This is a genomic window from Synechococcus sp. ATX 2A4, from assembly GCF_024346375.1.
In the GTDB taxonomy this organism is placed as follows: domain Bacteria; phylum Cyanobacteriota; class Cyanobacteriia; order PCC-6307; family Cyanobiaceae; genus MW101C3.
On record NZ_JAGQCV010000003.1, the window covers coordinates 176,341 to 189,719 of the forward strand.

General features: G+C 68.8%; 15 protein-coding genes and 1 tRNA gene. 9 read left to right on the forward strand and 7 right to left on the reverse strand.

Translation table 11 applies throughout. The features are described from left to right. The first annotated feature begins 27 nt into the window (after positions 1-27). Complete coding sequence (locus KBY97_RS04155) at positions 28-891, forward strand: YebC/PmpR family DNA-binding transcriptional regulator (protein WP_255145427.1); 864 nt, start codon at positions 28-30, stop codon at positions 889-891. A gap of 39 nt (positions 892-930) precedes the next feature. Here the strand turns inward: KBY97_RS04155 and KBY97_RS04160 are convergent, their stop codons facing one another. Next, entirely contained in the window at positions 931-1,773 is an 843-nt protein-coding gene (locus KBY97_RS04160; protein ID WP_255145428.1) for a glucosamine-6-phosphate deaminase, read from the reverse strand. Beyond that, positions 1,731-3,119, reverse strand: a complete 1,389-nt coding sequence (locus tag KBY97_RS04165; RefSeq protein ID WP_255145429.1) for a SpoIID/LytB domain-containing protein — start codon at positions 3,117-3,119, stop codon at positions 1,731-1,733. Before KBY97_RS04165 ends, KBY97_RS04160 begins: the two co-directional genes overlap by 43 nt. 122 nt (positions 3,120-3,241) lie before the next feature. On the opposite strand from KBY97_RS04165, the gene rnz reads away from it, so the two are divergent. Together rnz and psbV are read left to right on the forward strand one after the other, a co-directional pair. After that, entirely contained in the window at positions 3,242-4,192 is a 951-nt protein-coding gene (gene rnz / locus KBY97_RS04170; protein ID WP_255145430.1) for a ribonuclease Z, read from the forward strand. A gap of 127 nt (positions 4,193-4,319) precedes the next feature. Further along, the gene (gene psbV, locus KBY97_RS04175) at positions 4,320-4,841 is read left to right on the forward strand and encodes a photosystem II cytochrome c-550 (RefSeq protein ID WP_255145431.1); all 522 of its coding nucleotides are present in this window, start codon (positions 4,320-4,322) and stop codon (positions 4,839-4,841) included. Between the two features lie 93 nt (positions 4,842-4,934). Here the strand turns inward: psbV and KBY97_RS04180 are convergent, their stop codons facing one another. The 4 genes from KBY97_RS04180 to serA form a co-directional block, all read right to left on the reverse strand. Continuing rightward, on the reverse strand, positions 4,935-5,315 hold the full coding sequence (locus KBY97_RS04180; protein WP_255145497.1) for a hypothetical protein: 381 nt from the start codon (positions 5,313-5,315) through the stop codon (positions 4,935-4,937). 135 nt (positions 5,316-5,450) lie between these two features. Further along, positions 5,451-5,750 (reverse strand): ferredoxin, encoded by a 300-nt coding sequence (locus KBY97_RS04185; RefSeq protein WP_094512700.1) that lies wholly within the window; start codon positions 5,748-5,750, stop codon positions 5,451-5,453. 145 nt (positions 5,751-5,895) lie between these two features. Next, complete coding sequence (gene prmA / locus KBY97_RS04190; protein ID WP_255145432.1) at positions 5,896-6,861, reverse strand: 50S ribosomal protein L11 methyltransferase; 966 nt, start codon at positions 6,859-6,861, stop codon at positions 5,896-5,898. Next, entirely contained in the window at positions 6,858-8,444 is a 1,587-nt protein-coding gene (serA, locus tag KBY97_RS04195; RefSeq protein ID WP_255145433.1) for a phosphoglycerate dehydrogenase, read from the reverse strand. The genes prmA and serA overlap by 4 nt, the downstream gene beginning before the upstream one ends. Positions 8,445-8,567: 123 nt before the next feature. Here serA and KBY97_RS04200 point away from each other — a divergent pair, with 123 nt between their 5' ends. From KBY97_RS04200 to KBY97_RS04225, 6 genes are all read left to right on the forward strand, one after another. After that, a complete protein-coding gene (locus KBY97_RS04200; RefSeq protein ID WP_255145434.1) occupies positions 8,568-9,071 on the forward strand; it encodes a hypothetical protein in 504 nt (167 codons plus the stop codon). Next, positions 9,068-9,883, forward strand: a complete 816-nt coding sequence (locus tag KBY97_RS04205) for a photosystem II S4 domain protein (protein WP_255145435.1) — start codon at positions 9,068-9,070, stop codon at positions 9,881-9,883. Before KBY97_RS04200 ends, KBY97_RS04205 begins: the two co-directional genes overlap by 4 nt. A gap of 81 nt (positions 9,884-9,964) precedes the next feature. Continuing rightward, positions 9,965-10,036, forward strand: a tRNA-Val gene (locus tag KBY97_RS04210). Between the two features lie 19 nt (positions 10,037-10,055). Next, a complete protein-coding gene (gene murD, locus KBY97_RS04215) occupies positions 10,056-11,498 on the forward strand; it encodes a UDP-N-acetylmuramoyl-L-alanine--D-glutamate ligase (RefSeq protein ID WP_255145436.1) in 1,443 nt (480 codons plus the stop codon). A gap of 35 nt (positions 11,499-11,533) precedes the next feature. After that, complete coding sequence (locus tag KBY97_RS04220) at positions 11,534-11,995, forward strand: EVE domain-containing protein (RefSeq protein ID WP_255145437.1); 462 nt, start codon at positions 11,534-11,536, stop codon at positions 11,993-11,995. Then, positions 11,992-12,792: a hypothetical protein gene (locus KBY97_RS04225; RefSeq protein WP_255145438.1), complete on the forward strand. Its 801-nt coding sequence runs from the start codon at positions 11,992-11,994 to the stop codon at positions 12,790-12,792. Before KBY97_RS04220 ends, KBY97_RS04225 begins: the two co-directional genes overlap by 4 nt. On the opposite strand, the gene KBY97_RS04230 is transcribed toward KBY97_RS04225, so the two are convergent. After that, a complete protein-coding gene (locus tag KBY97_RS04230; RefSeq protein WP_255145439.1) occupies positions 12,779-13,090 on the reverse strand; it encodes a DUF2811 domain-containing protein in 312 nt (103 codons plus the stop codon). The genes KBY97_RS04225 and KBY97_RS04230 overlap by 14 nt on opposite strands. Positions 13,091-13,379 lie beyond the last annotated feature (289 nt).

Consider the following 13,379-nt stretch of genomic DNA (forward strand, 5'->3'; position numbering starts at 1 on the left):
TCCCGATCCCGCACCCACCACCCAGCCATGGCCGGCCACAGCAAATGGAGCCAGATCAAACGCCAGAAGGCGGTGGTCGACGCCAAGCGCGGCGTGGTGTTCACCCGCCTGGCCCGGGAAATCAGCGTGGCCGCCCGCGCCGGTGCCGATCCGGCGGGCAACTTTCAGCTGCGCACAGCCCTGGAGAAAGCCAGGGCCGCCGGGCTGCCCAACAACAACATCGAGCGGGCGATCGCCAAGGGCTCCGGCCAGGGGAGCGGTGACGGCGATCAGTTTCAGGAGGTGCGCTACGAGGGCTATGGCCCCGGCGGGGTGGCCGTGCTGGTGGAAGCGCTCACCGACAACCGCAACCGCACGGCGGCAGACCTGCGCCTCGCCTTCAGCAAGCACGGGGGCAACCTGGGCGAGGTGGGCTCCGTGGGTTACCTGTTCGAGCACCGCGGCGTGGTGCGGATCGAGCAGCCGCAGCTCAAGGAGAACGCCCTGCTGGAGAGCCTGCTGGCCGTGGAGCTGGCTGGCGGTCCCGCCGCGCTCACCTACACCTTCGAGCCAGCGGCGACAGGGGTGGCCGCGGCCGGCAAGGGCGGGGCTGCGGCTGCTGGAGGTCGCGGTGGTGTTGGTGCTGCTGCTGAAGAAGAAGGCGCTTCCGCCGAAGTGGTGTGCAGCTTTGCCGACCTGGAGGCACTTCAAGACGCCTTGCGCCATCAGGGCTGGAGCGTGCAGGGCTGGGAACACCGCTGGATCCCCGCCACCACCTGCCGCCTGGAGGAGTGCGAGGCGCTGCGCCACTGCCTGCGCATGCTCGATGCCCTCGACGACCTCGATGACGTTCGCAGCGTGACCACCAACCTGGAGGCCGACGAGGCCCTGATCGAGGCACTGCTGGCGTGACGCTGGTGGACTGAGGCTGGTCTACCGGCGGCGGCCCGGTCAGCCGGCGAGTGCGGCCCGGTCCACCATCAGCCGCAGCCGCGGGTGGTGTTGCAACCAGCTGGCCGGCAGCTGGGCGTTGGGTGGTTCCTGCAGCAATCGCTTCAGGATCGGCGCTTTCGCGCCGCCGCTCACCACCAGCAGGATCTGCTCCGCCGCGAGAATCTCCGCCAGGCCGAGCGTGATCGCCCGCCGTGGCACCGCTTCCGGATCACCGCCGAACGCCGCGGCGTTCTGGGCGCGGGTGGCGGCATCGAGCTCCACCACATGGCAGCGCTGGCTGGCCTCGCAGGGGGGTTCGTTGAAACCCACATGGCCGTTGTTGCCCAGCCCCAGCAGCTGCAGGCCGATGCCGCCGGCCGCCCGCAGCGCGGCGCTGTAGCGCTCGGCTTCGGCATGGGGGTCGGCGGCCAGCCCATCGGGCAAGGCCAGCCGCTCGGCGGCGAGGCCCAGCGGTGCGATCAGCCGGGCCTCCATCTCGGCGGCGAAGCTGCGCGGATCGTGGCGGGGCAGGCCCACGTACTCGTCGAGATTGAAGCTGCGCCATCCGGCCAGCAGCCGGGCCCGCTCGGTGGCCGCCAGCGCCGCGATCCGCTGCCGCAGGGCGCCGTACACCGCCACCATGGTCCGGCCCGTGGCCAGCCCAAGCGGCCGGGCCGGCGGCAGGAGCAGCTGGTCAAGCAGGGCGTCCGCCACCGCCGCGCTCAGGTGTTCCCCATCCGGAAACATCTCCAGCCGGTCGTGCCAGCCGGGCACCGGCCCAGAGGCCTCCAGAGATACAGAGGAAAGGGCCGGTGCGCTCAGGGGCGAGCGGAACTGAGGGCCGCGTTGCGGGGACTCCATGGCGAGGAGCCTGACGCAGCGCCCGCATCCGCCGCCGTCCGCGTCTTGGCGATGTCACCGTACGGACGCAGTTGGGCGCCCCGGTAGTAGTGGTGCAGGATCTCCTGAAAGCTGCTGCCGCGCTGGGCCATCGCCAGGGCCCCCCACTGGCTCATGCCCACCCCGTGGCCAAAGCCCCTGCCCACCGCCACCAGCGTGGGGTTGGGGGGCGGCAGCAGCGGCGGCAGCGCCGGCAGTGAGAGCAGCACGCCTGTGGCCGACAACCAGGTGGAGGGGGGCACCTCCGGGTCGGGGAAGCTGAACGGAGCCGCCTCGAAGCGCACCAGCGTGCTCCTCAGGCCCAGCCGGCTGCGCAGCTCCGCCCCACTCACCAGCAGCTGCCCGCTGGGGCCCACCACACGGGCCTGCCGCACCCTGCCGCTGGCGGTGGTGGAGAGGATGTCGATGCGTTGCACCCCGCCCAGTTCGGCGAAGGCGCGGGCCAGCAGGGGGGGCGGCAGTTCCTGGCGCCAGCGGCTCACCGGCGAGGCCTCGTCGAAGTCGGCGACGCTCACGAGATAGGGCATCTGGCGCTGCCAGAGATCGCCGCTGTTTTCGGTGGTGCCGCCGGCACTGCTGTGGAACACCGCATTGATCAGGGCGTTTTGGTGGGTCAGCACCAACCCACGCGTGCCGCGCACCGCCTCCCGGGTGGACGGGGTTTCCGCCTCCAACCCCTTGTAGACCTGGCTGCTGACGGTGGCCTTGAGATCAAAGGGCTGCTCGGGGCGTCGCTGGCGGAGGGCGTAGGTGCGGGCCGCCACGGCCTGGGCGCGCAACGCCTCGAGCGGCCAGCTGGCGGGCATCTCGCTGCCCACCACGCTGGGCAGATAGGTCTCGAGGGCCACCACATTGACCACCCGCAGCGCAGTGGCAACGGCGGCCGGGCGCACCACCAGTCGCCCCCGGTAGGTGCGGTTCTGCAGATGCAGCACCGCGTCACCGCTGGTGGGCTGGACCGCATCGATCCACACCTCCGGCAAGCGCAGCGGCGCCGGCAGCGGCGCCGCACCCTGCACCGCGGGCGCCACCACGTCCACCTGCACGCCGTTGGCGGTGGTCCGCAGCGCCAAGGCGCCGCCTTCCGGCAGGCGGAACCGTTCGCGGCCGCTGGCATCAAGCAGGCGCAGGCCATGGGCACCGCCCACCCGCACTTCCGCCGCCTCCAGCAGCAGCACCCGCAGGCTTGGATCAGGACTGGCGCTGGCCGCCAGCGGCAGCATCAGAGAGGCAAGGCCAAGGCAGGGCGCCAGCAACGGCGCAGCGCACCGACGGAAGGACGTCAGCAACACCGAGCGGACGAACATCCCAGCCATGGCGACCAGCAGCGGAGCTCATAAGGCGGTCATTGTCACGACGATCCGGCCGCAGCGCCAGCCCTCCGCCGGCCAGTGATTGACGTGGCAGCATGCGGCAAAGCGCAACTGGCTTGCAGGTCACTTTCCTCGGAACGAGTTCGGGCGTTCCCACCCGGGCCCGCAACGTGTCGGCCGTGGCCCTGCGGCTGCCTCAACGCGCCGAGCTGTGGCTGTTCGACTGTGGCGAAGGCACCCAGCATCAATTCCTGCGCAGCGACCTGCGGGTGTCGCAGTTGCGGCGCATCTTCATCACCCACATGCACGGCGACCACATCTTCGGGTTGCCGGGTCTGCTGGCCAGCCTGGGCATGGCAGGCAGCTGCCAGGGCATCGATCTCTACGGCCCCGACCCCCTGCGCGACTACCTCGAAGGGGTGCTGCGCACCTCATCGACCCGCATCGGCTATCCCCTGGCCAGCCACCGGGTGCGGGAGGCCGCCACTGCCGGCACGGTGCTGCTCGACGATGACGATCTGATCGTGCGCTGCGCGCCGCTCACCCATCGCATCCCCGCCTACGGCTACCGGGTGGAGCAGAAGCCCCGCCCCGGTCGCTTCGATGTGCAGAAGGCCCGCGAGCTGGGCATCCCCCCCGGTCCCGTCTATGCGGAGCTCAAGGCGGGGCGGAGCGTCACCCTTGAGGACGGCCGGATCATCCATGGAGAACGGCTGTGCGGGCCGGCGCGGCCCGGGAGCATCTTCGTTTACTGCACCGACACCGTGTTCTGCGAAGCGGCGGTGGAGCTGGCGCGGGGAGCCGATCTGCTCGTGCACGAATCCACCTTTGCCCACGGCGAAGCGGAGATGGCCTTCCAGCGGCAGCACTCCACCAGCACCATGGCGGCCCAGACGGCGGCCCTGGCCGGGGTGAAAAGCCTGGCGCTCACCCACCTGAGCCCCCGCTACGTGCATGGCAACACCGTCACCCCCGACGACCTGCTCGAAGAGGCCAGGGCAATCTTCCCGAACACCTTGGTGGCCAAGGATTTCCTCACCCTGGAGGTCAACCCCGAGGAGGGCTGAGGCACAGCCCGCGCGTCAGCCGGGCCGCTTGTGCCTGCAACAGTTCTTGATCCCGCCCCGGAGGGCCCTTCGCCCGTGATACAAGGTCTCAGGTGCGGTGTCCACCGCCAATTCGCCAGCTCCCTCCATGGCCCTTTCCCTTTCCGCCGCCCTCCGGTCGATCGCCCGCCTTCTGCTGGTGGTGCCGCTGGGATTGCTGCTGACCTTCGGAGTCTGGGTGGCTCCTCTGCAGGCCGCCCAATGGGATGCCGAAACGCTCACGGTCAGCGGCACGCCGGATGGTGGCCTGGTCACCTTCAGCGAATCGGAGATCAAGAGCGGTCGCAAGTTGTTCAACAGCAGCTGCGGCACCTGCCACGCCGGCGGCGTCACCAAGACCAACTACAACGTGGGGCTTGACCCGGAAACCCTTGCCCTGGCCACGCCGCCGCGCAACTCTGTCGACTCCCTCGTTGACTACATCAAGGACCCCACCTCCTACGACGGGGAATACAGCATCTCCGACGTGCATCCGAGCATGCGCAGCAGCGATGTGTTCGTGAAGATGCGCGATCTCAGCGACGACGACCTTCGCCTGATCGCCGGCTACATCCTGGTGGCCCCCAAGGTGAGCGGCACCCAGTGGGGCGGCGGCAAGGTCTATTTCTGAACCTTGTCCCCGCGGGCGGATCACCCCGCCACCGAACGCCTCTGCCCCCCTGCCCAGGGGGGCTTTTTGCTGGCAGGCGCGCACAGTGAGCGGTTAGTGCGTCGCGGCGGCTGGAGGCCGCTGGAAGGCGGGGTCGAGAGAGGCCGGCTGTTTGCTGTACCACCACTCCTGGAGCGCCGGCGACAGGCGTTGCGGAAAGAGCGTGATCACGGTGCGGGTGGGGCGGGACCCTGGCTGCAGCACCTCCACCGCATAGGAGGGGCACCGCCGCGAGGCCAGGTCGGCCACGAAGCGGCGGCCGATGCGGCGCCAGCTGGGCTCCTTGCTGCGCCAGGCCAGGCGGCAGCAGGGCCACGGCAACTCCTCCCGGTCGAACAGGCGGCAGCACGCCCCGATCACGCGGTAGCTGTACTGGCCCCCGGGGCTGCAATGTTCGCTGCCGTGGTCCTGGAGAACGTCGACCTGCAAGGCCATCAAAAAGCCACCCCGAAGGGTGGCAGAGAAGGAGAAAGGAAACAAGCGGGACACCTGAACGGGCTCAGTGCCACTTGTTGGCTGTTGAGCGTGCCCGCGGGATCGTCGGGCGGCTGGCGGGTGAAGGCCGCCGGCTCAATAGAGCTCTTCTTCGGCGTGGGTGGTGATGGTGACGTCGGAGGTGGGGTAGGCCACGCAGGTGAGCACGAAGCCAGCTTCGATCTGGTCGTCGTCGAGGAAGCTCTGGTCCGACTGGTCAACGGTGCCGGAGGTCAGCTTGCCGGCGCAGGTGGAGCAGGCGCCAGCACGGCAGGAATAGGGGAGGTCAATGCCCTGCTCTTCAGCAGCATCCAGGATGTACTGATCGTCGGGAACCTCGATGGTCTTGTTGAGGCCCTCGCTCTCGTTGATGAGGGTGACCTTGTAGGAAGCCATGGAAGGGAAATTTGGGGCTCACAGGCTCCTGGAGGATCCGGGCCTGTAGGACAGCCCCTTCCTACATCGGACAGGGGCGCTGGCGGCGGTCTTGGGGTGGGAGCCCCGGAAGCGCAATCAAAGGGTGAGCACGGATAAGCGTGATTTATATGACATGGCGCTGTTGCCGGATCCGCATCAGCCCCCAGCCGCCCTCGTCGGCGATCAGTTCGGCCATCCAGCCCAGGGAGGCGAGGGTGCGCTCCAGAGCTGGCGCCTGATCCACCAGGAGGCCGCTCAGGAACCCCACGCCGCCGGGCGCCAACACCGCCTTGAACTCCACGGCCAGCTCCGCGATCACCGGCGCGAGGATGTTGCAGAGCAGGATGTCGGCCGGTTGCCCTGCCAGCAGCTCGGCCAGGCCCTCCACCGAGCCCAGCGCCACCTGCAGCGGCCCATCAGGCCCTTCGCTGAAGCCGTTGAGGATGCCGTTCTCCCGTGTGGCTCTCACCGCCAGGGGGTCGTTGTCGGTGGCGGCCAGGGCGGCCGCGCCCAGGCGCAGGGCGCCGAAACCGAGGATGCCGCTACCGCAGCCCAGATCAGCCACCCGCCGGCCCGTCAGCGCGCCGCCAGCCAGCTGGGCCAGCTCACCGAGAGCCTCCAGGCAGAGCCGGGTGGTGGGGTGGCTGCCGGTGCCGAAGGCGCTGCCGGGATCGATGCGGATCACCAGGCGGTGGGCCTGGTCGTCGGGCACCTCCAGCCAGGCGGGCAGGATCAGCAGCCGCTCCCCCACCGGGTCGGGCTGCCAGTGCTGCTTCCAGCTGAGGCCCCAATCCTCGTCGTCCTGCAACGCCCAGGCCAGCGGCGGCAGAGGCAGCTCAAAGGTGGCCGCGAGCGGCGCCAGTGCCTCAGGCAGCCGGGCGCGTTCGCCCTCTGGCCAGTCGATCGCTGGCAGCCAGGCCACCAGCTGATGCTGGTCGGGGGTGCTGGGGTGATGGCGCACGGCCAACCGGGAGATCCCCAGGCTCTGCAGCTTCCACAGCAGCGATTCCTCCAGCTCCGCAGGAGCCGCCATCTCCAGGCGCCACCAGCGGTTGTCGCTCAGCGCTGGTGCCGTTGGGTCGCCGGTCACAGCGTGACCGGGTGTGCCTCCTGGATGCCGTTGATCTTGCCGATCGAGGCGAGCAGGCTGGGGGGAATGGGGTCGTCGAGGCTGAGCACCATCACCGCATCGCCGCGCACGATGCGGCGGCCCACCTGCATCGAGGCGATGTTCACGTTGTGCTCGCCGAGCAGGGAGCCGAGGTGGCCGATGATCCCGGGCATGTCCCGGTGGCGGGTGAACAGCATGTGGCGGCTGGGGGCCACGTTCACCGGGAACTCATCAATCGTGGTGATGCGCAGGTCGCCATCGGCGAACACCGCGCCGGTGACGGTGTGGCTGCCCTGGGAACCGCGTGAGGTGAGCTGCAGCGAACCGCCGGCGAAATCGCGGCTGGAATCGTCTTTCACCTCCAGCACGTGCAGGCCACGCCCCTTGGCCTCGAGCGAAGCGTTCACGTAGTTGATGCGGTCGCCGAGGGCGCTGGAGAGCAACCCCTTGAGGGCGGCCACCACCAGCGGCTGGGAGGGGTGGTTGGCGAATTCGCCCTGCAGCCGCACTTCCAGCTCCTGCACGGAGCCCCCAGCCATCTGGCTGAGCAGCAGGCCCAGGGTTTCGGCGAGTTGCAGGTGGGGCTTGAGGCGCTCCATCACCTCCGGGGTCATGCCGGGGATGTTCACGGCACTGCGGGCCGGCAGGCCCAGCAGCACATCGCGGATCTGTTCGGCCACATCAACGGCCACGTTCTCCTGGGCCTCTTCGGTGGAGGCACCCAGGTGCGGCGTGAGGATCAGGCGATCGCGCACGGCGAGCAGCGGCGAATCGGGCTTGAGCGGCTCGTTCGCATACACATCCAGCGCCGCCCCGGCGATGGTGCCGGCTTCCAGTGCAGCAGCCAGGGCCACCTCATCCACGATGCCGCCGCGGGCACAGTTCACCAGCCGGGCGGTGGGCTTCATCGAGCCCAGCAGCTCGGCGTTGACCAGATTCTCCGTATCCGGGGTGCGGGGCAGGTGCAGGCTGATGTAATCGGCTTCGGCGAACAGGGGCGCGACCGCCATCAAGCGCACCTGGAGCATCTGGGCCCGTTCGGTGGAGATGAATGGGTCGTAGGCGAGCACCTCCATGCCGAGCGCCTTGGCCACCCGGGCCACGTGGGAGCCGATCTTGCCGAGGCCCACCACGCCAAGCTTCTTTTTATAGAGCTCGTTGCCGACGTATTTCTTGCGGTCCCAGCCGCCGGCCATGGTGCTGGCGTGGGCCTGGGGCACGTGCCGCGAGAGCGACAGCATCATCGCCAGGGCGTGCTCGGCGGCGGCGATCGTGTTGCCTTCGGGCGAGTTCACCACCAGCACCCCTTGGCGGGTGGCGGCGGGCACATCCACGTTGTCGACGCCCACCCCGGCGCGTCCAATGATGCGGAGGCGTGGAGCCGCCGCGATCAGCTCAGCGGTCACCTGGGTGCCCGAGCGAATCATCAGGGCGTCGTAGTCGCCGATGATGCTGAGTAACTGGTCGGGCGGTAGGCCGGTGCGCACATCCACCTGGGCCACCTGGGAGAGGATGTCGATGCCCGTCTGATCGATGGGATCGGAAACCAGAACCTTTGTCATGACCCGCGACGTTGGGGAAGGAGCGGTCCGGAACGCGCCAGACAACGCAGGGGGTGAAGTGTAGTGATCCGCCGCCACAGCTCCTGCTCTCAGCAAAGAGAATCGTGCTTTGGGACACTGGGCTTGGGATTGTGCGTGGTGGTGGTGCTGGCCGATCGCAAGAGCCTGCAACGCCTGAAGGACAAACTCGATGGGGTCCGTCCGGCGCCGGCCACCCTGCTGACCATCGGGGAGGGAGAAACCTCGATCGACAGCGTCGAACTGCTCAACCCGGGGCTGGCCCGCCAACGCCGGCAGCGGGGAATGGTGCGCTGGCTGATGCCGTTCGGGTTCTTCGCTGGCATCACCTTCACCTTCATGACCGATCTGCAGACCTTCGCCTTCGCCGGTCCCTACGGGGAGCCACTGATCGGCGGCCTGCTGGGCATGGGCTCGGGCTGGATGGGCAGCTTCGCTGCCGCCGCCAGCGTCACCTCCGATCCCGACGACCGCATCCGCAGCCTGCGCAACCGCCTCGAGGAGGGCAACTGGCTGCTGGTGGTGGAGAGCGCCCCCGGCCAGGAGATTCCCTGGACCTTGATTCAGGAAACCCGGCCCAAGGCGGTGGTACGCCTGGCGGAACGTTGAGCGCTGTCACCCTCCCGCGCGGCAGCCTGCTGCAAGGCAGCCACGCCCCTGAACAGCTGGCGGAGCTGATCGATCAGGCGGAAGAGGCCCTGCGCACCTGGCGGCCGGTATGGACGTCGTTTGTGTCCCCGCTGCTGCGCGAGGAGGCCATGGCGCGCCTCGGCAGCCTCAGCGAGCTCACCCTCCACGCCGAAGGGGGCCTTTCCGGCGCCGAGCGTTGCCGGCTGCAACTGGTACGCGCCGAGCTGGATGCCCCGCCACCGGACCCAGCCCAGGCGGCGGACACCGCCCTGCCGCTGCTCGGGCTGACGCTGAGCGGCAACTTCCTGTTCGATTCCGCCAGCGCCGGTGATTTCCGTGCCGGGCTGCTGCAGGCGGGAGCGCAGGAGGCGGAGCTGGGGGACCTGTGGCTGCGGGGCGATCGCGGCGCCCAGCTGGTGGTGACCCCGGAGCTGGCCGGGCGCCTCGACGGGGGCACGGCCTTGGTGCGCAGTGTGGAGGTGCAGCTGGAGACCACGCCGCTGGATCGCCTCCTACCCCCGGCCCGGCCCCAGCCCCGTCGCTTTTCCACCGTGGAGGCCTCGCTGCGGCTCGATGCAGTGGGCTCCGCCGGCTTCGGCATCCCGCGCAACCGCATGGCCGAGCAGATCCGCAGCGGGTCTGTCCGCGTCAACTGGCAAGACGTCCGCAACCCCAGCAGAGAGCTCAAGACCGGCGATCGGGTGCGGCTGGAGAACCGGGGGGAGCTCACGGTGCTGGAGGTGCAGATCACCAAACGCGACCGTTGGCGGCTGGCCCTGCTACGCAGCTGACTGGCCCTGCTGAGCGGTTAAGAGGGGAAGGGCCGGCTGCTAAGTTTCGGCTCCGGGTGTCGTCTTCAAGACACCCGACCCGGGCGATTAGCTCAGAGGTAGAGCACTACCTTGACACGGTAGGAGTCACTGGTTCGATTCCAGTATCGCCCACTTCTTTACGTCCCCGGCTTTGACCCAACCGCTGCCGCTGCGGGAAGTTTCACCGCCTTTCGGTGCCTTCACCGTGGTGGTCGGCCTGGGTCGATCCGGCGCGGGAGCGGCCCGCCTGCTGCAGGCCCTGGGCAGCCGCGTGCTGGTGATCGAAAGCTCCGGCACGCCGGCGCAACATCTGCAGGCCAGGGAGCTGCGGGCCGGCGGTATCGAGGTGCAGCTCAACTGCCCCTTATCGATCGAGGGTTTCGAGGCCCATGACCAGCTGCCGGCCACGGTGGTGGTCAGCCCAGGCATCCGCTGGGATCTCCCCACCCTGCAGGAACTGCGCAATCGGGGCGTGCGCGTCTGCGGCGAACCGTCTGTGGCCTGGGCCGCCAGCCGCGGCCTTCCCTGGATCGGCATCACCGGCACCAACGGCAAGACCACCGTCACCCATCTGGTCAGCCACCTGCTGCAGGCCGCCGGCCTCGACGCGCCGATGGCCGGCAACATGGGCACCTCTGCCGCTGAGTTGCTGCTCGAACGCCGCCTGCGAGGTGAGGCCAACCCTGACTGGTTGGTGATGGAGTTGAGCAGCTATCAGATCGAGGCTTCCCCCGAGCTGGCCCCCGCTTTTGGTCTATGGACCACCCTCACCCCTGATCACCTGGAACGCCACGGCACGCTCGGCAACTACCGCGCGATCAAGCGAAGGCTGGTGGAGAGCGCCACAGTCCGGCTGCTCAACGCCGACGACGCCGATCTCAGGGCCCAGGCCCCCAGTTGGGACCGGGCCGACTGGGTGTCGGCGGGGCCCCGTGCCGGGCTTCCCGCCGGGATTGATCCGCTGATCTGGATCGAAAACGGCATGCTCTGCAGCCGCGATGGTGAGCTCTTTCCCGCCGACAGCCTGACCCTGCCAGGGCAGCACAACCGACAGAACCTGGTGCTGGCGGCTGCCGTAGGGCTCAAGCTCGGCCTTGATGCCGCAGGGATGGCTGCGGCCTTCCGCAGCTTCCCCGGGGTTCCGCACCGCCTTGAGAGGATCTGCGAGCGCGCCGGGATCACCTGGTACAACGACAGCAAAGCCACCAACTACGACGCCGCCGAGGTGGCGCTCAAGGCTCTGCCCGGGCCGATGGTGGTGCTGGCGGGCGGGCAGGCGAAACAGGGCGATGCCTCCGCCTGGCTGGCGGCCCTGCAGCGGCAGGCAGCGGCGGTGGTGGTTTATGGAGCGGCCCGTGACCACTTCGCCGGCCTGCTGCTCAGCAGCGGCTTCAGCGGCGAGGTGCACAACGTTGAGGATCTGGGGGCCGCGGTGCTGGCGGCCAACGCCCTGGCCACGGCCTCAGGCTCACCCACCGTGCTGTTGTCACCGGCCTGCGCCAGCTTCGACCAATACAGCAGTTTTGAAGCCCGTGGCGACCACTTCCGCGCCCTTGTCACCGCGCTGAAAGCCACACCTGCCGCCATAGAGTGAGGCCCTGTTCAGCAGAGCAAGGAGCCGGCGCTGCGATGGCCTTCTGGCTGATGAAAAGCGAACCGGATGTCTACGGAATCGAGGATCTCGCCAGCGAGGGCAGCACCCTCTGGGATGGAATTCGCAATTACCAGGCGCGCAATTACATGCGCAGCATGCAGGTGGGGGATCAGGCCTTCTTCTATCACTCCAATGCCAAACCCCCCGGAATCATTGGCCTGATGGAGGTGATCGCCACCGGGCTCGCCGATCCCAGCCAGTTCGATCCCGCCTCCGCCTATTTCGACCCCGCCTCGAAGCCGGAGGCACCGCGTTGGGATTGCGTACGGCTGGCGTACCGCCGCACCTTTGACCAGCTGCTGAGCCTCGATGCCCTGCGGGAAGCGTTCACGCCTGAAGAGCTGATGGTGGTGCGGCGCGGCAACCGGCTCTCGATCCTGCCCGTCGCCGATGCCACTGCGGCGCGCCTGATGGCGTTGCTGCTGCCGGCTCCATGACAACCGCCGGCGGGTCCGTGGTCCCGCTGGCGACCGCTTCCTGCCTGCGGCAAGGCTGGCGCGCCTTTGGGCAGGCACCGTTGCGATTCATGGCCTTCACGCTGCTGGGCGGTGTGCTCAACGTGATCGGCCAGCTGGTCCAGAACCGGGGCAGTGATGAGCTTCAGCAGGGCGGGCCAGCGGGCTATCTGCTGCTGGCCCTGGGCGGCTTGGCCGCTGGGGTGGCCAGCAACATCTGGCTGAACGTGGGGCTGCTGCGCGGCAGCCGGATCGCCCTGGCGGAAGGGCAGCCACGCTTCGCCGAGCTGGCCCGCTGGGAGGGTGCCGCCACGCTGCGGCTGCTGGGCATGGCGGCGCTGTTGCTGATGGTCAATGGGCTGGTGCTGATCACCTGCGGCCTGGTGGCAGGGGTGCTGAGCGTGCTCACCCCCGGCCTGGGCCTGCTGGCCCTGGTGCTGGGTGGCGCCGCCCTGATGATCCTCAATGTCAGCCAGGTGTTTCAGTTGCCACTGGTGGTGGTGGGGCGTCTAGGGCCAGTGCTCGCCTTTCAGCGCGGCTGGTCGCGGAAAACACGCGGCTGGGCTCCGCTCTACCTGCTGACGCTGGCGCTCCATGGACTCCAGGTGCTGCTGGTGCTGCTGGTGCCCACCCCCTTCGCCGCGCTGGCGGTGCTGCTGGCGGTGGGGCTGCTGATCGCCTGGCCGGTGATGATCGCCAGCCTGATGGCGGGCTACGACGCCCTGTTCGGGCGAGACTTCGGGCGGGGCGGGACCGCCCAGGCGTTCAGCGAGCGCTGAAGCAGCCGTCGGCGGAGGCGCTCCAATTGAACATGTTGCCGACGTAGCAACGGGTCACGGCACGGCTGTTCACGCCGTTCTGCACCAGGAAGCCAGCCAGAGCGGCCTGGAACAGGCGGTACTGGTCCCAGTTCGGATGGGCATCGATGAAGGTGCGCATCGAACCCAGCAAGGCCTCCGGCACCTCTGCCCTGATGCTCACCACGCCAGCGGCACCATCGCCGTTGTCTGCGGAGACAGGCGGGCGGACGCCGGCCGGGCAACGCGAGGAGCGATCAACAGCGGGGGCAGGATCCATTGAGGTGTGGCAGGAGGGTGGTCGTCACCCAGTTCCCCACAAGCATCCGATGGCGTCAAACCGGGAGCGAGGGAGGCCGGCATCGCCCATCCCAGCGTGAGATTGCCGTCCCAACTGCGCTCCGGGGTGGTAATGAGCGCGTTAAGGGGCCCACTTGAAGCGATCGGAGCCGCGTGTCAAGGGGAGAACGCGCGGCAGGTGGGTTCTCCACAGGCGACTGCCAGGGCAGCCGGTCCGGGCGGTAGGACCTGTGGAAAACCTGGGCAAAACCAGCCGCAATCCGGGGGCT